General features: G+C 59.3%; 19 protein-coding genes. 9 read left to right on the top strand and 10 right to left on the bottom strand.

Annotated features, from left to right (window positions below):
* Both RDV48_29045 and RDV48_29040 read left to right on the top strand, forming a co-directional pair.
* The coding region (locus RDV48_29045; protein ID MDQ7826881.1) for a hypothetical protein at nt 1-2,591 on the top strand (2,591 nt) is incomplete at its 5' end.
* Nucleotides 2,592-2,616: 25 nt separating this feature from the next.
* Nucleotides 2,617-3,051, top strand: coding sequence for a hypothetical protein (locus RDV48_29040; GenBank protein MDQ7826880.1), 435 nt, complete (start codon nt 2,617-2,619; stop codon nt 3,049-3,051).
* A 23-nt stretch (nt 3,052-3,074) separates the two neighbouring features.
* Here RDV48_29040 and RDV48_29035 read toward each other — a convergent pair whose 3' ends face one another.
* Nucleotides 3,075-3,524 carry a hypothetical protein gene (locus RDV48_29035; GenBank protein MDQ7826879.1) on the bottom strand — a complete coding sequence of 150 codons (450 nt, stop codon included), beginning with the start codon at nt 3,522-3,524 and terminating at the stop codon, nt 3,075-3,077.
* Nucleotides 3,525-3,527: 3 nt separating this feature from the next.
* A complete protein-coding gene (locus tag RDV48_29030; GenBank protein ID MDQ7826878.1) occupies nt 3,528-3,686 on the bottom strand; it encodes a hypothetical protein in 159 nt (52 codons plus the stop codon).
* Between the two features lie 215 nt (nt 3,687-3,901).
* On the opposite strand from RDV48_29030, the gene RDV48_29025 reads away from it, so the two are divergent.
* Nucleotides 3,902-4,363: a PH domain-containing protein gene (locus RDV48_29025; protein MDQ7826877.1), complete on the top strand. Its 462-nt coding sequence runs from the start codon at nt 3,902-3,904 to the stop codon at nt 4,361-4,363.
* Nucleotides 4,360-4,809, top strand: a complete 450-nt coding sequence (locus RDV48_29020; protein MDQ7826876.1) for a hypothetical protein — start codon at nt 4,360-4,362, stop codon at nt 4,807-4,809. The genes RDV48_29025 and RDV48_29020 overlap by 4 nt, the downstream gene beginning before the upstream one ends.
* Here the strand turns inward: RDV48_29020 and RDV48_29015 are convergent.
* The 8 genes from RDV48_29015 to RDV48_28980 form a co-directional block, all read right to left on the bottom strand.
* The gene (locus RDV48_29015; protein MDQ7826875.1) at nt 4,806-5,597 is read right to left on the bottom strand and encodes a hypothetical protein; all 792 of its coding nucleotides are present in this window, start codon (nt 5,595-5,597) and stop codon (nt 4,806-4,808) included. The genes RDV48_29020 and RDV48_29015 overlap by 4 nt on opposite strands.
* Before the next feature lie 28 nt (nt 5,598-5,625).
* Complete coding sequence (locus tag RDV48_29010; GenBank protein ID MDQ7826874.1) at nt 5,626-5,958, bottom strand: STAS domain-containing protein; 333 nt, start codon at nt 5,956-5,958, stop codon at nt 5,626-5,628.
* Nucleotides 5,959-5,999: 41 nt separating this feature from the next.
* The gene (locus RDV48_29005; protein ID MDQ7826873.1) at nt 6,000-7,235 is read right to left on the bottom strand and encodes an MFS transporter; all 1,236 of its coding nucleotides are present in this window, start codon (nt 7,233-7,235) and stop codon (nt 6,000-6,002) included.
* A gap of 23 nt (nt 7,236-7,258) precedes the next feature.
* Nucleotides 7,259-8,554, bottom strand: coding sequence for an HD domain-containing phosphohydrolase (locus RDV48_29000; GenBank protein MDQ7826872.1), 1,296 nt, complete (start codon nt 8,552-8,554; stop codon nt 7,259-7,261).
* Between the two features lie 71 nt (nt 8,555-8,625).
* Nucleotides 8,626-9,513 carry a CoB--CoM heterodisulfide reductase iron-sulfur subunit B family protein gene (locus RDV48_28995; GenBank protein MDQ7826871.1) on the bottom strand — a complete coding sequence of 296 codons (888 nt, stop codon included), beginning with the start codon at nt 9,511-9,513 and terminating at the stop codon, nt 8,626-8,628.
* Nucleotides 9,510-10,094: a 4Fe-4S dicluster domain-containing protein gene (locus RDV48_28990; protein ID MDQ7826870.1), complete on the bottom strand. Its 585-nt coding sequence runs from the start codon at nt 10,092-10,094 to the stop codon at nt 9,510-9,512. Before RDV48_28990 ends, RDV48_28995 begins: the two co-directional genes overlap by 4 nt.
* 27 nt (nt 10,095-10,121) lie before the next feature.
* Nucleotides 10,122-10,544 carry a hydrogenase iron-sulfur subunit gene (locus RDV48_28985; GenBank protein ID MDQ7826869.1) on the bottom strand — a complete coding sequence of 141 codons (423 nt, stop codon included), beginning with the start codon at nt 10,542-10,544 and terminating at the stop codon, nt 10,122-10,124.
* A gap of 9 nt (nt 10,545-10,553) precedes the next feature.
* Complete coding sequence (locus RDV48_28980; protein MDQ7826868.1) at nt 10,554-15,071, bottom strand: FAD-dependent oxidoreductase; 4,518 nt, start codon at nt 15,069-15,071, stop codon at nt 10,554-10,556.
* A 265-nt stretch (nt 15,072-15,336) separates the two neighbouring features.
* On the opposite strand from RDV48_28980, the gene RDV48_28975 reads away from it, so the two are divergent.
* The 5 genes from RDV48_28975 (at nt 15,337) to RDV48_28955 (ending at nt 20,187) form a co-directional block, all read left to right on the top strand.
* On the top strand, nt 15,337-17,814 hold the full coding sequence (locus RDV48_28975; GenBank protein ID MDQ7826867.1) for a sodium-translocating pyrophosphatase: 2,478 nt from the start codon (nt 15,337-15,339) through the stop codon (nt 17,812-17,814).
* 63 nt (nt 17,815-17,877) lie between these two features.
* A complete protein-coding gene (locus RDV48_28970; protein MDQ7826866.1) occupies nt 17,878-18,609 on the top strand; it encodes a respiratory nitrate reductase subunit gamma in 732 nt (243 codons plus the stop codon).
* Nucleotides 18,606-18,974 carry a hypothetical protein gene (locus RDV48_28965; GenBank protein ID MDQ7826865.1) on the top strand — a complete coding sequence of 123 codons (369 nt, stop codon included), beginning with the start codon at nt 18,606-18,608 and terminating at the stop codon, nt 18,972-18,974. Before RDV48_28970 ends, RDV48_28965 begins: the two co-directional genes overlap by 4 nt.
* Entirely contained in the window at nt 18,971-19,510 is a 540-nt protein-coding gene (locus tag RDV48_28960; protein MDQ7826864.1) for a ubiquinol-cytochrome c reductase iron-sulfur subunit, read from the top strand. The genes RDV48_28965 and RDV48_28960 overlap by 4 nt, the downstream gene beginning before the upstream one ends.
* Nucleotides 19,507-20,187 carry a cytochrome b N-terminal domain-containing protein gene (locus RDV48_28955; protein MDQ7826863.1) on the top strand — a complete coding sequence of 227 codons (681 nt, stop codon included), beginning with the start codon at nt 19,507-19,509 and terminating at the stop codon, nt 20,185-20,187. Before RDV48_28960 ends, RDV48_28955 begins: the two co-directional genes overlap by 4 nt.
* The last annotated feature ends 9 nt before the right edge of the window (nt 20,188-20,196 follow it).

Below are 20,196 nucleotides of genomic sequence, written 5' to 3'. Positions count from 1 at the left end.
TGAAGAAGGACAGCAACCTCTCGGCGTCCCATGTGAGAGTGGAGCAGAGCTCGATGAAGTCCACCGAGGATGCCGGGGCCCTCAAGGAATTCTACAATGACCTGAAGAAGGACAGCAACCTCTCGGCGTCCCATGTGAGAGTGGAGCAGAGCTCGATGAAGTCCACCGAGGATGCCGGGGCCCTCAAGGAATTCTACAATGACCTGAAGAAGGACAGCAACCTCTCGGCGTCCCATGTGAGAGTGGAGCAGAGCTCGATAAAATCCGCAGAAGACCCTGCCGCCCTTAGGGAGTTCTACAATGACATGAAGGCCGACAATGACCTTTCTGCATCCCACGTGCGGGTGGAGCAGAGCGCCATCGACTCCAAGGAGGATCCCTCGGCTCTCAGGGACTTCAACAGGACCCTGAAGGCCGATCCCGACCTGGCGGCCTCCGAGATCAGGGTCTATGAGAGCTCTGCAAGATCCCTGAAAGATCCTGAAGCCATCAAGGATTTCAATACCGCAATAAGCCAGAAGCCCGAGCTTGCCGCGAGCGAGGCCAGGGTCTATGAGAGCGCCCTCAAGTCCGCCAGGGACCCCGAAGCGCTGGCAGCCTACAACATGGCCCTCAGCGAGAAGCCCGGGCAGGCGGCATCGGCGGTGATGGTGCGGGAGAGCGCGATGAGATCGGCGGAAGACCCCCATGCCATGCGAGAGCTGACGGCTGCCGAAAGTGCGCACAGTGAGGCCGCCGCCTCGGAGATCACCCTGAGGACCTCGGTGATGAAGAATTACGAGGGGGCCAAAGCACTGGCGGAATATTACCAGAGAGCCGAGGCAGAACCCTCAATCGCGAACTCTGAAATGAAGATGCGCGTTGCCTGCGCATCGACGGAAAAGGGCTCCCAGGCCCTCAATACCTACTATCAGCAGGCCGTCCATCATGAAGAAGTGGCAGGGGGCGAGATCACCCTCCGCAGCCAGGCTCTTGGAAACCCTGAAGGCCGCGAGCAGGTGGCCCAGGAATACCGGTTCGCCTCGCAGAACCCCGAGCTCGCGTCAAGCAGCGCTCATATGAGAGCCCGCACCATGGAGCTCCAGGACAGGCGCGACGCCCTGGCCGCCCTTATGGAGAAGGTCTCGGAAGACGACGAGCTTTCGGCACTCCATGTAAAGGCCGATCTGTCGGCTTCACGGACCCAGAGAGGAAGGGATGCCCTGGCGTCGGAGCTCCACTACGCGTCGCAGCTCCCCGAGATGATGCCGGCGCGCCTCAAGATGCTGCTCTCTGCCTCGCAGAATCCCGAGAGCAAAGGGGCGCTCGCAGAGCTCCTCACCCAGTCCGGTGAGGACGGGCGCCTGGCCGATTCACTTGTCTCCTTTCTTCATGAGGCGTCCAAGAGCCCTGCTACGAAGGACAGCCTCTATAAGTTCCTGCAGAACATCTCAACGGACAGGGGGATGTCGGCAGGCTTCATCACCGCCCTCTCAGGCCTTTCCCGCACTGACGGCGGCCACCAGAAGCTTCTGGAGCTCCTGGGCGAGGTCCGCAATGATGTGAACGTGGGAAATGCCTTCCTGTCAATCATCCAGAAAGGCATCTCCCATCCTCAGGGAGCGGCGGCCTTCGAGGGCTTCGCCGAGAGGATCAAGGGCTCCCAGGAGCTCCGCGAGGAGTTCATGCGGAGCCTGGCACATCTCTCGTCAACAGGCCACCAGAAGGAGCAGTTCAGGGACACGGTGAGGCAGGTCTTCTCCAATGCCACGAGCCGCGACGCCCTCTTTGATGTCTGCAACAACGCCATTCTGAGCAGCAAGGGAAAGATGTTCTTTGACCATCTGATGGAGAGCATCGGTAAAGACAGGGAGATGCGCGATCTCTTCATGCAGAACTTCCTCCAGGCCACGTCAACGGGCCGCGGGCAGTCCAGGTTCCTTGACCTCATGAAAGCTCTCAACATGGAGCCCACAATAATCCAGGAAGCGGAAAGGCAGGTCAGGCAGGCCATTGCCATGGGCTCCACGGGCCCCGCTCTCGTGAGAACCGACAGGCCATCCGTCATGGGGGCGCAGTCTGCGGCGGCGCTGCTGCTGGCCGACGAGGCCGTTGAGGCACATCAGCAGGTTGCCTCCATGGCGGCGGCGGAAAAGGTCGATCACAAGTCTGCCACTGAAAAGCTTCTGACGAGCGGCCTTCTGCTGAACGTGAAGCGTTCGGTCTTCGGAAAGTCCTCGGCCTTTGTCGAGAATGTGGACGAGATCTCCTTCGATCCCGAGAAGCTCTCGGTGAAGGATTCCGATGAGGTTTACAAGGAATCCAATATCCGCCTCTCGAGAGACTGCCCCGACTGCGGCGGCAAGGCATTCCAGAGAGTCGATTTCTGCCCTGACTGCCTTGACGAGGGAAAGAAATCGCCTATGAAGTCAAGGGTAGTGTACCGCAAGAAAGGTCAGAGTTTCATGGAGGACCAGGACTGGGTGGAGTTCTCCTCGGTAGCCCTCAAGGCCCTGGGGAGCGAGAAGCCCCAGGTGACGCAGATCCTCGAGAGGCCCGCGTCAGAGGTCAAGTACAGGGAGGCCCTGGCCCTCGCGAAAGTCTATCCCTGACGGCAGGCGATGAGTCCGGGAGCAGGTGAGCGAATTGTCCGCTGACAAGCTGCAGACTTTGATTATTGCCTCCGTGCTGACGGTCGTGGGAATTCTGCTCGTCGTGGTCCCACCGCTGAAATTTTTTCCATTCTATCTCGAGACCCGTTCATGGCCCTATGTGAGCTGCACCTACAGGCTGGAAAACACAAAGTACACCAGAAGCGGCAGGGTCATGAAATATTATGAGTTTACGTACCAGTGGAAAGGGGTGCAGTACAGCGCACGGCAGCTCGGGGATTGTGAAGGAGACCAGGGGCTTACGCGGTGCAGGATCAACCCGAAAGATCCGGTGAGGCCTCACCAGGACGTGAACCTGCCCGGTTTCCCCTGGTACCTGGCACTGCCTGCGGCGCTTGGCATCTACCTCGCGGTGATAGGCATCCTGACGATACACGACGTGAGGCAGGCAAGGCCGTGAGAGCCTCAGGCCGGAACATTAAGCTAATGAGCGCCGGTGAGCGTCATGTCGGAGATGGCGGTGTCGGCATACTTTGAGCCCCGGTAGACTGAGGTGATGACAAAGCGGAGGCGGTCGCCTATTTTCACTTTTATCCCGGGCCTGAAGGTGGCATGCTGGGGATACATGGTGTCCCTGAGGGCAATCTCCTGGAGAGGCTTCCCGTTGAGTTCGACCCTGAGAGTCCTGACGCGGCTGTTCTCTTTCCAGGCAGCTTCATTCTTTGCGTAGCCATTGGTGAGCGAGATGCCGCTGCAGACAGCCTCTTTCCCCATGCCCTTGACGAAGACGCACTCAAACCATTCGCCGCACCCGTCGTCGTCGGCGCCTTCGCACCAGGCAGTCTTTGCGTTGCCGTCCTCCATGTTTTTCGTCTCATAGGTGTTATCCTTCTGAGGCGCAAGCACCGAGCTCGACCTGAGCTCCCAGTTCATGGCTCAGCCGAAGTTGCAGCCCAGGTAGCGGCCGCTATAGTGCTCTCCATTCAGATCCATTCTGTCGATCCGCGTGTCCACGCGGGGAAGGTCCCCGCCGGAGACCGGCAGAGCCAGGGCAAGGAAGACAATGACAGCAGGCAGGAGCAAATTGCACTTCATGGGGCACCTCCCGATGATGATTCTGGCAGGGTGAAAGGTTCCTGGTGAAGAGCAGCGGCATATGGTGCAGCGCATCTGATAAATATTTCAACATCTTTGCCTTCATCCCCTTCACCGGGTCATTATGCTCATCGTGATCCCTCATGAAAGAAAAGAGGGAAAGGGTAGGCTCCCACCAAAGATCAGGAAAGATATCAACAAGGAGGAGTAACAGCATGGAAGGTAAAGTCTTTTCAATGGTCCCGGGCTCCCAGACCCCCGTCATCGTGTTCTGGTCCCTCACCGTGCTTGTGGCGGTCATCACCGTGCTCATGGCCTCCATGGCACTCTCAATGAACAGAGTCTCTTTCGTACTCAGCGCAGAGGGACTCCGTATCAGGTCAGCGCTCTACGGGAGGTTCATCCCATCGCGGGCGATAATGAAAGATAAGGCCGAGATAATCACCCTTTCAAAGGACAATCCCCTGAATCCTTCGTGGAGAAGCAACGGGATAGGCCTTCCCGGGTTCGCCGCGGGATGGTTCAGGCTGAAAAACAAGGAGAAAGCTCTCCTCTTTCTCACCACCAGCTCGAATATAGTCTATATCCCCACGAGCGAAGGCTTCTCCGTGATGCTCTCTGTTCAGGATGCCGGGGAGTTTCTCCGGGTTCTTAAACAGCAAGAGGTGAACCTATGAAAAACTTTGTTCTCATCGGTGTGATTGCCCTCATGGTTTTTTCGGCCGGCACTGTGAGCCCCGCAGAGCAGAGAACGATTCCCGCAGCCTCGCTCACTTCATGCACGATCATCGGGAGCCTTGGGGTTCCCCTGGGAAAAATAGTGCTCATCGAGGGTGTCATTGTCAATGATGAGTATCGAAGGGAAAAGGGCGATGAGGGAAAAACGCTGCTGAAGGTGGAGAAACTGGAAGGGAAGAAGCCCGCCGGGGAGCTCATCATCCCCCTTGATGCCCAGGCCCTTGTCGTGCTGAAAAAGGCCGGGCCGGGAGACCGCTTCAGGTACAGGGGTTATGAGACGGGGGCTTTCACAGGTATTCCCGAGGAGGCCTTCAGGTATATTCCCCGGGCCGCGTCAAAAGGTTTTCATTTCGAAACGTCTTTCCAGGTCATCAGCGAGCTTTAGTTGCTCTGATACCATTCGTCAAGGCCATTGAGGAGCAAGTCAATCTCCCTGTCCCGGAAAAGCTTTGCATAATCCGGGTGCTCCCGGGCCATGTGCTCCAGGCAGGTGACGAGCTCCTCCCTCAGGGGCTCGATGACTCTCAGGCCTTTCACGAGCTTGGGGAGCAGCACCCTGCGCAGATATCTCCGGGGCTCCCCGCGGATCACTATGACAAGGGCACCAAGGCAGGCAAGCGCTGAGATGGCGGTGGCTCCATCAAGCACCTCGGAGCTCACCAGGTCTGCAAGCTTCAAATAAGTGAGAAAGGGCAGCGCGAAGATGCCTGTAAGCGCTATCGCGACGGGCAGGTCGATACAGCATGTGCTGCATCGGAAATCCAGGTCCGGAGAGAGAACGTTGAAAATCTCCCTGATGAAGAACTGCCGTGTTTCACAGGGGAGGGAATGAGGCTCCAGCTCGAGGGTTTCCTCAAGGGCGAGGCGGTGGGCGAACTCATTGTTGAATCCGGGGAGAGTTTTCTCCATGAGCTTGACAGGCGGCAGGGGCTTTTTCTCAATGGCGGTATACCGTTTCTTTTCGCTGAGGAGGCGGATTTTGCACGCCGAGCATTTGATCTCCTCGCGGACAAATTCTTTTCTTGTGGGGATGAGCATGAATCTCGTCACGAGGTTGATCTCCACGAAACTGAAGCACCGGAGCCCCCGGCAGTACGGGCAGAAATCGGCCACGTAACCGAGGCGCCTCTGCTCCTCGGCAGTATAGGCATGGGGAATATGGACAAAGTGCATGGCGCTCACTCCGCGCCCGGAAAAAACCTCAGGGAAATTTCTTCAGGGCCTCCAGGGCTTCTCTCTCGCTGGCGTACATGGGAAGATGGCGCATCAGGCCTGAGACTTCGAAGACATCCCTGACTCTGTCCAGCAGCTCGCAGAGCACGAAGCGGTTGTGGAGTATCCTCGATGCCGTCATTATTGAGCGAATTCCAAGGCTGCTGATATACTCAAGGTTTTTGCAGTTCACCAGCAGCCTTGATTCAAAGGCGAAGAGCTCCTTGAGCCTTCCGTCGAGCTTTTTTGCCCCCTCTCCGTCGAGGCTCCCTTTCAGCTCCACTATCTTGATACCCTCTTGTACGCGCTCTTTTATCTCCATGCCTTCTCCTTGCTCATGAGTTAATGATTCCTGAAAGACAGTCACTTTCCTTTCTCCACCCCCAGATCACCGCCGCGGAGGATGAACCAGGCGGTCCCCAGGAGGCCGAAGCCGAAGGCCACAAGCAGGTTCACCCTGGGGCTCACGAGCCACAGGAAGCCGCCCCCGAATGCCGCCAGAGAGACAACCATGTCACGGGCAAGATAATAAGCCCCGAAGGTCGCTGCCCTGCGGTCGGCCGGGGCCAGGTCCATGATCAGCGCCTTGCGCGTCGGCTCACCGAACTCCTTGAGTCCGCGCACCATGAAGGCCAGGACCAGCGTCCACCACGACTGGCAGAAGAGAAGGATCAGCGGGAAGATGGTGAAGAAGCCGAAGGTGACGGCCACGAAAGGCTTCTTGCGGCCGCGGTCGGCAAGCCATGCCACAGGGATATAGATAAGGACGGCGGTGGCCATTTCAATGGCCGTCAGCCAGCCGAACTCGAGCTCGCTGACAGGGGCGCGGATCAGGCGGGTGGCCCAGATTACCACGAAGGCGTAAGGAATGCGCTCGCAGAAGCGAACCAGAATATCGGAGATCAGAAGCTCTTTGAGTGCCGGCGGCATCTCTCTCCAGACGGTGCGCAGGGCCGGCCGGGCAGCGTCGGCCTTGTCCGGTTTCTCTGGCTCGGAAATAAGGCGCTGCTGCATGACCAGAGCGACCAGCGCCAGAAGCATGGCCACTATGAAAGCGGCCCGGACGCCCTGTTCAACGCCATAGATTCCGATCAGCGCGCCACCGACTACCGGCCCGAGGGCCATTGGGAAGCGGCGCACCAGGGAATGCATCGTGACGCCCATGGTGCGCTGCTTCGAAGGCAGCACGCTGCTCACCAGCGACATTGATGCCGGCAGGCTTATGGCCGACCACGAGAGGAAGAAGAACGATCCGACGATTACCGCCGGCCACGCAGGTATCAGGATCACCACCAGATAGCCGACCATTGCGATCACGTTGAAAACGGCCAGCGCTCGCTTGGTGCCCAGCCTGTCTGAGAGGTACCCGCCGGGGAAGGAGTAGAGCGCCGAGAGCAGATCGTCCAGGCCGGCGAGGAGCCCTATGATAATGTCGGTGCCTCCGAGGGCCAGCAGATAGAGCGGCAGGAAGCGCTCTGCCATCCGCTCACCCATCCCGACGAGGACCACCATTCCGAGAAGGCCGATCATTGAGCGGCGCAGGCCCAGGAAGCGCACCGCGTCAGCCAGCAGTTTCATGGGAACCTCCTCAAGCTTCACCGCTCATGGGATTTTTCTTCCCCTCAGCCCCCCGACGAATAGCGATCCTTCACCTCCACCACCTCGGGAAGGACCTTTTCGAAGGCCTCCACCAGGGCGGGATCAAAGTCGCTTCCGCTCTTCTTTCTTATCTCCGCCATCGCCTCCTCGACGGTCCATGCCTTCTTGTAAGGCCGCGTGGAGGTGAGGGCGTCAAAGACGTCACAGATGCAGGTGATTCTTCCGAGGAGGGGGATCTCCCCGCCCTTGAGGCCCCGGGGGTAGCCCGTGCCGTCCCACTTTTCATGGTGGGTGAGGGCGATGATGCGGGCTTTTTCCAGGAGCGGCGAGGTGGTATCCCTGAGCATGGTCCCGCCTATTTCGGCGTGTGTCTTCATCACCACCCACTCCTCATCGGTGAGCTTGCCGTTTTTCATCAGGATGGCGTCGGGGATGCCTATTTTCCCCACGTCATGCATGGGGCTCGCCTCGAGAAGCTCGGCAGTCTCCTTTTCATCGAGGCCGCACTGATGCCCGAGTATGGCGCAGTAACGGCTCATCCTTTGCAGGTGCATCCCCGTGTCGTTGTCTCTGAGCTCCGCTGCTATGAGGAGGCGGTGGGCAATCTCCTTCTGGGTCTCCAGCAGCTCCCTCGTGAAGGCTTCGGTGAGGGCGAACCTTTCCTGCTGCTCGTCAAGGAGCCTCGTGATGAAGCGCTTGAGAAGGCCCGAGATGAAGCCGGCCAGAATGCCCGAGCCCACGAGCAGGAGGCTCTTGGAGACATAGACAGGGGGTTTTGACAGCACGAGGGAGAACAGGCAGGAGGGATCGGAAAAATACGCCGAGATGGCTCCCGGGGTCACGGCGAGGTAGGCGAGGAAATACCCGAATCCTGAAAGTAAGCCCGTGACATAAGAAAGGCGCCAGTCAAAGAACAGTATGGAGAACATGATGCCGATGAGGTAGGCGCCGAAGGTGGGGCTCGCGATAATCTCCAGGATGGCCGATTCGCGGCTTGTGAAGGCGTTGAGCAGGTAGTACACGCTGGGGTAGAGGGAGAGCGTCACCATGATGATCCAGGCCTCTTTCCTGCGCACCCTGCCTTTCTTTGCGTAAAGGGAGATAATGAGGGAAAGTATTCCGCCGGAGAGGGCAAAGCTTGAGGCCATAAGGATATGAGGGACTCTCAGGCGGAGGAAGAGGAAGATGAGGGAAGTGCCCATTATAAAGCCGATGAGGGCGGCAATGAGCCCGCCTTTTGCAAGGGCCACATTTATCTCCTGCCAGAGAAGCTCGTCGATTGCCTCTCTGTGGCACTGCTCTTTTTCTGGAGCCTTCATCGATTATTACTCCTTGCCGTCAGCCCCTGGCGGTGATGGGCTGGCGCACGGGAAGATCTGCTTCCCGGACTTCACCCCTTTGACAGGGCGCCGATCTTCTCGAGAAGGGGGGCGGCGCTGGTAAGGTGGCGCGAGAGGGGGACCTGAGAAGGCGGGATGCCGAAGGCGAGGGACAGGAGCTCGGTAAAATAAAGGATGGGGATAGACGATTTCTTCTGGGATTTTTCCTCCACTTCCTTCTGGCGCATATCGAGGTTCGCGTGACAGAGGGGGCACGCTACGGCTATTACGTCGGCTCCCCTCGCGACGGCTTCTGTGAGGATGCGCTCGCAGAGCGTTATCACCACATCTTTCCTTGTAAGGGAGAGGGAGGCGCCGCAGCATTCAGTCTTGTAAGACCAGTCAAGCATCTCAATGCCTGCTGCCGCGAGGATCCTGTCCATATGGAGAGGGTACTCGGGATCGTCGCACTGCATGATCTCCGGCGGCCTCGTGATGAGGCAGCCATAGTAGGCGACGGCCCGCACGCCCTTGAGGGACATTTTTACCTTCTCACGGATTATCTTCAATCCTTCCCTTTCGGCAAGGACCTCGAGGGGATGGAGGACCTTCACGGAGTCCTTGAAGTCGTATTCAAAGAGGGAGCGGAGCGACTCCCGGAGCTCCGCCTTCTCCCTGTATTTGTAAAGGGAGTCCTTGAGGCGGGCGAAGCACGCGGCGCAGGGTGCGAGCACATCGGTTTTCCCCTGCTTCTCGGCCTGGATGATGTTCCTGAGGGGAAGAGCGGCAGCCACGAGGGGGCTCTCAGAGATTCGCGACGACGTGCCGCAGCACGTCCAGTGCTGCACCTTGTCCAGGCGTACTGCGAGGATTTTGAAGACCGCCTTGAGGGACTCGTAGTACTCCCGGCCCGTGCCATGGAGGGAGCAGCCTTCGTAGAGCGCGTAGCGATCCTTCATTTCCCCTCCTCCATCTTCCTTGCGCGGCTTATAAGCCTGTTGAGCTCAGGCGTTGCCGACGAGATATGGGGCAGCACGGGGAGCTTTCCCTTAAGGAGCAGCGTGAGGCCCAGGCCCAGGTCCTCGGTGAAGTTCCCGGTGCGGAGCTTGAGCATGCCGATGAGGCCGGGCTCGAAGGATCTCCCGGTGAGCTTTACCATCCTGAGCATCTCCTCGTAGAATATGGTAATATCCTTTTCCGGTGGATTGAAGCCTTCCCTGAGGGATATCTTTCTCGCGGCATCCATAACGGCGGCGATATCGATCCCCTGGGGGCACCGCGCCGTGCAGGTCTTGCAGGAGGCGCATATCCAGATCGTGTTGCTCCCGAGGACCATGTCCTTGAGGCCCAGCCTTATGGCGTGGATTATCTTCGAAGGCGCGTCGTCCATGGCAAAGCGGGAGATGGGGCAGCCGCTCGAGCACCGGTGGCACTGGTAGCAGAGGGTCACCTTTGAGCCCGATAGCTTCGCAATTGCCGCAGTGAACTCAGAGCCAAGCAGCCCTGCGCTCAAAGCCGTGTCACACTGTTCGCCTTTCATCAGCGTTCCTTTCTGTGCTGACGCACCTCATACCCGCTCTCTCACGGGCCTTCCAAGGGGGCCCAGCTTCCTTATCTTTGCCGTCATCTCGCGGGCGATGGCAGCAAAGCGGCTCCCCTCGGCGGAGGAGAGGTTGTACATGGCGAGCCTCTCGGCGTCAATTCCTGCCTCGGTCATAAGCTCGCGGGCATACTCCACGCGTCTTTTAGCCCTTATGTTGCCCTTCAGGAAGTGGCAGGTTCCCTCGAGGCATCCCGCCACGAAGATGCCGTCGGCACCCTCCTCGAAGCTTTTAAGGAGGTGGAGGACATCTATCTTGCCGGTGCACGGGAGCCTGATTATTTTCACGTTGGGAGGGTATTCAAGCCTCATGGAGCCTGCGAGGTCCGCCGCGGCAAAGGCGCAGTAGTGGCAGCAGAAGGCGATTATCTGGGGCTCGAAGTTCTCCATGCTCTCTCCTTACGTTGGCTTGCCCGGCGCCGTCACCCCGCCGGGACATTCTTCGGGGGCCAGCAGGCCGCAGCTCGTGGCGAAGACCTCGGCATCGGAATAATGCAGAAGGGTGATCGCTTTGGCGGGGCATTCGCTGGCGCAGGTCCCGCAGCCGTGGCATTCAGCCTCTTCAATGTAAGCAGCCGTTGCCGTCCTGGTGCGGTGCAGGATCTTCGGGACATTGTACGGGCAGCTTCTCACGCAGGTGAGGCAGGCTATGCACTTGTTGCTGTTGACGCGCGCCACGATTCCTTCGACCTCTACGAAGTCCCTCGAGAGGATGGTGGCGGCCCTCTCGGCAGCGGCGCAGGCTTGGGCGACAGTCTCGTCCATGAACTTGGGGTAGTGGGCCGTGCCGCAGAGGAAGATGCCTTTCGAGGCGAATTCCACGGGCCTGAGCTTCATGTGGGCCTCGAGGAAAAAGCCGTCGGCCGTGACAGGCACTTTCATGATCTCGACGAAGGCTTCGGCTCCCGGTGAGGGGACCGTGGCGGCGCTCAGCACCACCAGGTCAGGAGAGAGCTTTACGGTGCAGCCCAGGGTCGTGTCCCTCACCGTGAGGGAAAGCGTGCCGCCGGCAGCATCCAGCACGGGCTTTTCACTGTCGGCGTGGTGAATGAATATGATGCCCCTCTCCCTTGCCCGGGCATAGAGCTCCTCTCTGAAGCCGAAAGTCCTGATGTCGCGGTACAGGATATAGATGGCCGCCGCGGGATTCTGCTCCTTGAGGAGTATCGCCCTCTTCACGGCGCCTGTGCAGCAGATGCGGCTGCAGTAGGGCCTCTCTTCGTTGCGCGATCCCACGCACTGAATGAAGGCAATCTCGCGGGCCTTCACGAGGACCTCATCCTTCAAGGCAAGGCGCCCCTCGAGATCCATCAGCGTCATGACACGGCTGTCGCTCCCGTAGAGATATTCTTTCGGCGAGTGCTCCACGGCACCGGTGGCAACTATGGCCGCCCCGGCTTCAACAGATACGTCGCCTTCACCGGTGGCAATGACGGCGTTGAAATTGCCCTGAAAGCCTTTAAACTCCTTGAGGGCCGCGTCGGTGTAAACCGTCACGAGGGGATGGCTTTTCACCGAAGCTGCCAGGCCTCCGATAAAGGCAGCCGTGTCTTCGCCCCTGTCGGTGGTATGGATCTTTTTCACCATGCCGCCTAATTCGTCTGACCGCTCCACGAGGGATACGGGGAAGCCCTGGCCCGCGAGCTCAAGCGCAGCCGTGAGACCCGCCAGGCCCCCTCCCACGACGAGTGCGGCTTTCTTTACGGGGACGTGGGCTTCCCTCAGCGGCGCCAGGAGCCGGGCTTTTGCCACCGCTGCCCTGATAAGGGCCACGGCCTTATGCCCCGCCTTTTCCGTCTCATGGGCATGGACCCAAGAGCACTGGTCGCGGATATTGGCCATCTCGAAGAGGTAGGGATTGAGGCCTGCCTCCCGGAGGGCTTCCTGGAACAGGGCCTCATGGGTCCTCGGGGTGCATGATGCCACGACGACCCTGTTGAGGTTCTTTTCCTTGATGGTGGCCCTGATCTTCTCCAGGGAATCACTGGAGCACGTGTAAAGGTTCTCCTCGGCGTGGGCCACAAGTCCCAGTGCTGCCGCCTCCCTGACGAGCGAGGGTATGTCCAGCACGCCGCCGATGTTTTTCCCGCAGTGGCAGATGAAAACGCCCACGCGGGCTTCCTCGCCTTCCACGGGGCGCTCGGGTGGATACTCCTTTATCTTCACCAGGGTATGGCGGCTCGCCGCAAGGAGCCCTGCCGCTCTCCCGGCAGCGGCGCTTGCCTGTGAGACGGTCTCGGGGATGTCCTTGGGCTCCTGGAAGGCGCCGCATACGAAGATGCCCTCGCGGCTCGTGTCAAGGGGGGCGAAGGTTTCGGTCCTGCAGAATCCGTAAGGGTCAGTCTCTATACCGGTGACCTCGGCAAGCCTCTTGAAGCTTTCAGGGGCCGACAGGCCGCATGAGAGGACCACCATCTCGAAGCGCCGTTCCTTCAGGCTCCCGTCCTCTTCGCGGACAGTGAAGAGAAGATTACCCGTGACAGGCTCCTCCTTGAGCATCGAGACGTTGGTGCGGGTGTAGGCGACACCTGCCTGCTTTGCCCTCTCGTAAAAATTTTCGAAGCCCTTCCCGAAAGCGCGGAGGTCAATATAAAAGACCTCCGCATGGACCTCGGGATGGTGCTCCTTCACAAGGAGGGCCTGCTTGGTGGCGTACATGCAGCACACAGACGAGCAGAACTGCCGCTCCTCCTCCCGCGATCCCACGCACTGGAGGAAGGCTACGCTCGAGGGAAGCCTGTGATCCCCGGGTCGCTCAAGCGCGCCCATGGTGGGGCCGCCGGCGCTCAGGATCCTTTCGAACTGAAGGCTCGTGACGACGTTCTTCCAGCGCCCGAGGCCGTATTCATGCCGCCCGGCCGCGTCAAAAAGCGAGAAGCCGGGGGCCATGATGAGGGCTCCCACTTCCAGGGACCTTGTGGTCTCGCCGTAGGCGTCGTGGCAGATGGCCTTTGCCTCGCAGACCTCCTCGCAGCGCATGCATTCCGAGCAGATGCCGCATGAGAGGCACCGCGTTGCTTCGGTCATTACCTGCTGCTCGGTGAAGCCCTTTTCTATCTCCCGGAAATCCTTGACGGCCTCGGAGAGGACGGCCCTTGGAGGGACGATGCGCTTTGAGAATGGCTCGTCTTCATCAAGCTCCGCCTTGACCGGCTCGGGAAATGATTCTTCAGGGGGAGGAGGCTCATTCCTGAAGAGGCAGTCCAGGATCATGGCGGCGCGCTTCCCGTCGGCCATCGCCTCAATGGCGGAGGCCGGCCCTCTCTTGAGATCGCCTCCCGCGAGAAGGGTGATTTCCCTCCCCTCGAAAGGCATACTGGCAGTGCCGTCCTTCAGGAGGGCAGCCACGATGTCATCGGCAAGCCCCGAGAAGACTGTGTCGTCCCTTTGCTGGCCGATGGCGGTGATGATGGCGTCACAGGGGATCACCTCCTCGGTTCCCGTAACAGGCACAGGCCTCACCTTCCCGCCGGGGATGGCGATGAGAAAGGGAAGGCCCTCTGATTCGGGGGGGGCGAGGGTCACCTTCTGCACCTTGAGGCCTGTGAGCGTGCCTTTCTCGAAGGCAAAGGCCCTTGGCGAGGTGCTCTCGCGGAGTATGACTCCTTCAGCGAGGGCATCGGCGACTTCTTCCTCGTAAGCGGGCATCACCTTACGTGTTTCCAGGAACACCATGGTGACTTTCGATGCACCCAGGCGCAGCGCCGTTCTTGCCGCGTCAACGGCGGTGTTGCCGCCTCCTATGACCGCCACGGTGCCTTTCATCTGGGATATCTTGTTGGTATAGACCTTCGTGAGGAACTCAAGGAGCGGCAGGACCTGCGGTGAGTCCTCGCCCTCATAGCCAAGGGCTCTGCTTTTCGGGAGGCCCGTGGCAATATAGACGGCATCAAACCCCCTGGCAGCAAGATCCTGTAAGGTCACGTCGCTGCCGACGTTCACCCCTGTCTCCACGTGAGCGTTCATCTTGACGATGCGTCCCGTCTCCTCGTCAATCACATCGCGGGGGAGGCGAAAAGGCGGCACTCCCCAGCGGAGCATCCCGCCTGTCTGGGGCAGGCGCTCAAAGACGGTGGCGCCATAGCCCATGCGCCTCAGGTGGTAGGCTGCCGTGAAGGAAGAGGGGCCGCCGCCTACAAGGGCTACTTTTCTGTCCGATTCCTGCTCCGGGAGAGGCACCTCGAAATCAGGGAGCCTGTCGGCGAGGAACCTCTTTACCGAGCGGATGGAAAGGGCCTCGCCGTCGTCGCCCCTTGAGCAGCGCTCCTCGCATGTATGGGGGCAGATGCGCCCGCAGACGCCTGCAAAGGGGATGTCCTTGTAGATTACCTCGAGGGCCTCGCGGAATTTTCCCTGGGCCGTGAGGGCCATGTAGCCCTGGACCGAAAGGTGGGCGGGGCAGGTGTGCCTGCAGGGCGCCGTGCCTTTCTTGTCAATGGAGAAGGCTGCCGGCACGGCCTGGGGATAGCGGCGGTAAATTGCCTTCCGCGTGGAAAGGCCGCCGTCAGTCTCGCGGGGCAGTATGACCGGGCACTCGGCTTCGCAGAGAGCGCAGCCTGTGCAGCGCGACACGTCGATGAAGCGGGGCTTCTGGGTCACCGTGGCGGTGAACCTGCCGGGCTTTCCCTCAAGGGCCACGAGCTCTGCGCCGGTGATCATCTCAATGTTGAGGTGGCGGGAGACGCCTGCGAGCCTGGGAGCCATGGTGCACATGGCGCAGTCGTTGGTGGGGAAAGTCTTGTCAAGCTGGGCCATCATCCCGCCTATGCAGGGGTCCTTCTCCACAAGGTACACCTTGAAGCCTGAATCGGCGCAGTCAAGCGCCGCCTGCATCCCGCCTATTCCTCCCCCCAGCACCAGCACCGCACCGCAGGGGATCTCATGTGTCATCTCTCTCGCGATCTCTGTGTCACCCATCGGGGTCACCTTTCTTTCTCTGGTGATGAGTTCTCCGGGGCCCCTGGAGATCCCTTTTGAAGGGGAAAGGGGAGCGCCAGGAAGGTTTTTCACGGAAGATAGAGAACTGTTAAAAATCCCGGGGTTTCCGCCATTTTGCGGGATGGCGCCCGGCGTGGGTGGTGCTTATGAGAATTATGAAAAATAATAAGGAGGGATGTTCGTGAAAAGAGAATGGAGCAGCTCGGAGAGCTCCGGGAGGGCCCTTGTGAGAGGCCTCAGTGTGATGAAACCGGATATTATCAAGGTGTGTGCCGCCATAGTGCTTATTATGGCAGTCTTCGCCCCCCTCGCTTTCGCAAGCGAGACTGATATACCCCTGCCGGAGCTGAACTCGGTGTTCACCATCGGCGGGAGCCAGATTCCCGGGCGCACGCTTCTTATCGTCGGCCTCCTGGTGTGCCTGCTTGGCGGCCTCTTCGGCCTGATCCAGTATATGCAGGTCAAGAAGCTCCCGGCTCACAAGAGCATGCTCGAGGTCTCCAACGTCATCTGGGAGACCTGCAAGACCTACCTCATCCAGCAGGGCAAATTCCTGCTGGCCCTGGAGATAATAATCGGCATATGCATTCTCTATTACTTCAAGGTGCTCAAGGATCTCCCGCTCCTCAAGGTCATCGGAATCCTCATCTGGTCAGTCGTCGGTATCGCCGGCTCATACGGCGTCGCCTGGTTCGGCATCAGGATGAACACTCTTTCCAACTCGCGCACGGCCTTTGCGTCGCTTGCGGGAAAGCCTTTCCCGATCTTTGAGATCCCCCTCAAGGCGGGAATGAGCATCGGCCTGCTGCTGGTGAGCGTAGAGCTCCTCATCATGCTTGGCATCTTGCTTTTCGTCGGCCCTGAAGAAGCGGGGGCATGCTTCATAGGATTCGCCATCGGCGAGTCCCTGGGTGCGAGCGTGCTCCGTATCTGTGGCGGTATCTTCACGAAGATTGCCGATATCGGCTCCGATCTCATGAAGATTGTCTTCAACATCAAGGAGGATGATGCGAGAAATCCCGGCGTCATAGCTGACTGCACAGGCGACAATGCCGGCGACAGCGTGGGACCCACGGCCGACGGATTCGAGACTTACGGCGTCACGGGCGTGGCCCTTATCGTGTTCATATGCCTGGCGGTGCAGGCCCAGTTCCAGTCGGATCTCATCATCTGGATATTCACGATGCGTGTCCTGATGATTATCACCTCGATGCTCTCTTACTGGCTCAACAGCATACTGTCCAGGGCTCTTTACGGGAAGAGGGAGGATCTCGACTTCGAGCAGCCTCTCACCAACCTGGTATGGCTCACGTCGATTCTCTCGATACTGATGACCTACCTTACGAGCTTTCTGCTCCTCTCCCCGCTCTCGCAGACGCACCCGGGCCTCTGGTGGAAGCTCGCCACCATTATAAGCTGCGGCACCCTGGCGGCAGCCGTCATCCCCGAGCTCACCAAGATCTTCACCAGCTCCAATTCCAGCCATGTGAAGGAGATCGTGAACGCCTCAAGGGAAGGCGGCGCCTCCCTCACGATCCTCTCAGGGCTCGTGGCCGGCAACTTCTCAGCTTTCTGGATGGGCCTCACCCTGCTGGGCCTCATGCTCATCGCCTGGCTCACCAGCCAGGCCGGCCTTGACGTCTTCCTGTTCCCAAAGTACAGCTCCGTCTTTGCCTTCGGCCTCGTTGCCTTCGGCTTCCTGGGGATGGGGCCCGTGACCATCGCCGTTGACTCCTATGGACCCGTGACTGACAACGCCCAGTCAATCTACGAGCTCTCCCTCATCGAGCAGATACCCGACGTGAAAGAGGAGCTCAAGAAGGACTTCGGCTTCGAGCCCAATTTTGAAGAAGCCAAGCATTTCCTGGAAAAGAACGACGGCGCCGGCAACACCTTCAAGGCCACGGCCAAGCCGGTCCTCATAGGCACCGCCGTCGTGGGAGCTACTACGATGATCTTCTCCATCATCATCCTGCTGAACAATCTCTACGAGAGGGCCAAAGCGGCGGGAAACGTCGCGGAGATGGAGAGGTTCGATATCAGCATCGGCCTCAGCCTTCTCAATCCCATGGACATCCTGGGCCTCATAGCCGGCGGCGCCGTCATCTACTGGTTCTGCGGCGCGTCGATGCAGGCCGTGACCACAGGAGCTTACAGGGCCGTAGAATTCATAAAGAAACACATCAAACTTGAAGGCGTTGAAAAGGCTTCCATCAAGGACAGCAAGGAAGTGGTGAAGATCTGCACCATCTACGCCCAGAACGGCATGGTGAACATCTTCATCGTGATCTTCTGCTTCGCCCTGGGCTTTGCCTGCTTCAACCACTTCTTCTTCGTGAGCTACCTCATATCCATCGCCCTCTTCGGCCTCTTCGCCGCCGTCTATATGGCCAATGCGGGCGGCGCCTGGGACAATGCGAAGAAGGTCGTCGAGGTGGACCTCAAGGAAAAGGGCACACCCCTTCATGCCGCCACCGTCGTAGGCGACACCGTGGGCGACCCTTACAAGGACACCTCGTCGGTGGCCCTGAACCCCATCATCAAGTTTACAACGCTTTTCGGACTGCTGGCCGTCGAGATGGCCATCACCATGCCTCAGCAGCAGGCGGTGACCGTAGGCGTGATACTCTTCATAATCGGCGCCATCTTTGCCTACCGCTCCTTCTACGGCATGAGGATCAAGACCGTCAAGGTTGAGGGTGAAATAGAGAAGGTGGCGTAAGGAATGTGAGAACCGGGGGGAAGGTGAGAGCCTTCCCCCTTTTGCTGTACGGGAGGTAAAGCCTTGATACCATCGTTGATGCTCTGCAGCTATGGCGCTTTTGTGCTCCTGGTCTTCGGGCTTCTCTACCGAACGGTGCTCTGGCTTTCCACGCCTGCGCCTCTCAGGATACCGCTCTGGCCTGTTCCCCGCGGCCCTGTGAGCGCAGTGTTCCGTGTCCTTGGAGAAGCTCTTGTTTTCAGGAGCCTTCTCAGGGAGAACAAGGCCCTCTGGGTTGCCTCCCTCGCCTTTCACTACTCGCTCCTTCTCATCCTGGTCAAGCATCTCCGCTATCTCTGGCCGCCTCCAGTACCGCAGTGGCTCGTTGCCCTCCAGTCAGCAGGCATCGTGCCCGCATGCATTTTCATTGCCTCCCTTCTCTATCTCCTTGCAAGGCGCTGCTCCAGGGCACCCCTTGCGTACCTCTCCACCCCTGAGGATTACCTGGTCCTGCTTTATCTTGCAGCAATCGCTCTCACGGGCATTCTGATGAAATATTGCTTCCAGACAGATCTTCTCGCAGTGAAGTTCTTCCTGCAGAGCCTGCTCAGTCTGCGTGCACCTTCCTTTGACCATAACATCATATTTCCCACGGTGATTTTCACAGTCCATTACCTCCTTGTCTGCGCCCTTGCGGCCTATGTGCCCTTCGGCAAGCTTCTGCACGGCGCCGCTCTCTTCTTCTCGCCGCCACTCACCCAGGCGGGTGCAGGGAAGAGGCATAAAAATCCCTGGAACAGTGAGGAGCAGCGATGAAGGGATATGACCGGAAGTTCAGAAATGCGCTGGCCATCGCGGCCCTGCTCTGCTTTCTCTCCGCTGCCGCAGGCATGGCTTTAGGGTGGGGTCCCGAGGCGGTGCCCATGCCGGCCCACAATGGCAAGGGACCATACGGTCTCACCGTGGAAAAGGAAAGGGACCTTGCGCCCCTCTCCCACAATCCCCAGGAAAAATGGAAGTATTACCATCAGGAAGCTCTTGCCAGCGGTGATTTCAGTGAGCGGGTGTGCCTTCGGTGCCACACGGTGAGAAACCACTGCAACAGGTGCCATGGCTATCTGGGCGTGAAGCATATATACGGCCATCAGGCACAGATGTCGGGAGGGGGGATGGTGAAGTGAGCGAAAATAATGCGGAGCGCTCTCCCGGAGAATTCATGAGGCAGGCAATGGAAGGCGGCGGAGGGCTTGACACCTTCTTCGCCAGGCGCTCTTTTCTTGCGGCCCTCCTCGGGAGCTTCGGCACCTTCTTCGCAGGCCTCTCCATCTATGGCATCGTGCGTTTTTTTTCGCCTCCGGGGCAGGAGGCCGCCGTGAAGGATGTCGTGGTAAAGAAAGGGGCGCTTGCCCCGGGCCGGGCGCATGAGGTAATGTACGGAAGCACGCCCCTTCTTGTGGTAAGGGATGAGGCAGGCGCTGTCACCGTCTTTTCCGCTGTCTGCACCCACCTGGGATGCCTCGTGAAATGGGTGCCGAGAGGGGCGGCAAAGGGCGCCCCCGCTGCCGTCACCGACCCTTATGTCTTCTATTGCCCCTGCCACGACGGCGTTTTTGATTCCCACGGCAGGGTGATCGCCGGGCCGGCGCCCCTCCCCCTTGAGAAAATCCCCTTCGAGGAGAGAGGCGATGAGATCATAATCGGGAGGAAGAGCTCGTGAAGCTGCCCAGGATAACGCGGGAACAGGCCCTCGGCTGGATTGAGGAGCGCACCGGCATCGTGTCGTGGTTCAGGGAGGAAGTGCTGGAAAAGCGCGTCCCTCACTACCGGGGCATCATGGACTTCAGCGGCTGCTTCGGGGGCCTCTCCCTGGTTTTTTTCGCCGTGCAGGTCATCACGGGAATGTTTCTGCTGGCCCACTACGTGCCCCATCCGGACTATGCTTACCGGAGCGTGCAGATCATCACCGCTGAGGTGCCCCTCGGGTGGCTTGTGAGGAAGATCCATGCCACAGGGGCGGGCTTCATGGTCATCACCATGATTCTCCATGTGATGAGGGTCTTCTTTACCCAGGCTTACAAGGCGCCGCGGGAGCTCCACTGGGTGTCGGGCGTCCTCCTCTTCGGCCTGGTGCTCGCGATGAATTTCACGGGGTACCTCCTTCCCTGGACACAGCTCTCCTACTGGGCGACGACTATCGCCACCTCGGTCCCTGAGGCTCTCCCCGTGATAGGGAAGCAGGTGGCGGATGTGATGAGGGGGGGGAGCGCTCTTTCAGCAGTCACTCTGGGGAGGTTTTTTGCCCTCCATGTGGTGGTCATCCCGGCAGTGACAGCGATCCTGATGGGAGGGCATTTTCTTATGATACGGAAGACAGGCATAGCAAGGCCGCTGTGACGGAGGGGG

This window comes from Candidatus Eremiobacterota bacterium, assembly GCA_031082125.1.
Classification (GTDB): domain Bacteria; phylum Vulcanimicrobiota; class CADAWZ01; order CADAWZ01; family Ess09-12; genus Ess09-12.
This window is presented reverse-complemented; position numbering and strand designations above follow the sequence as displayed.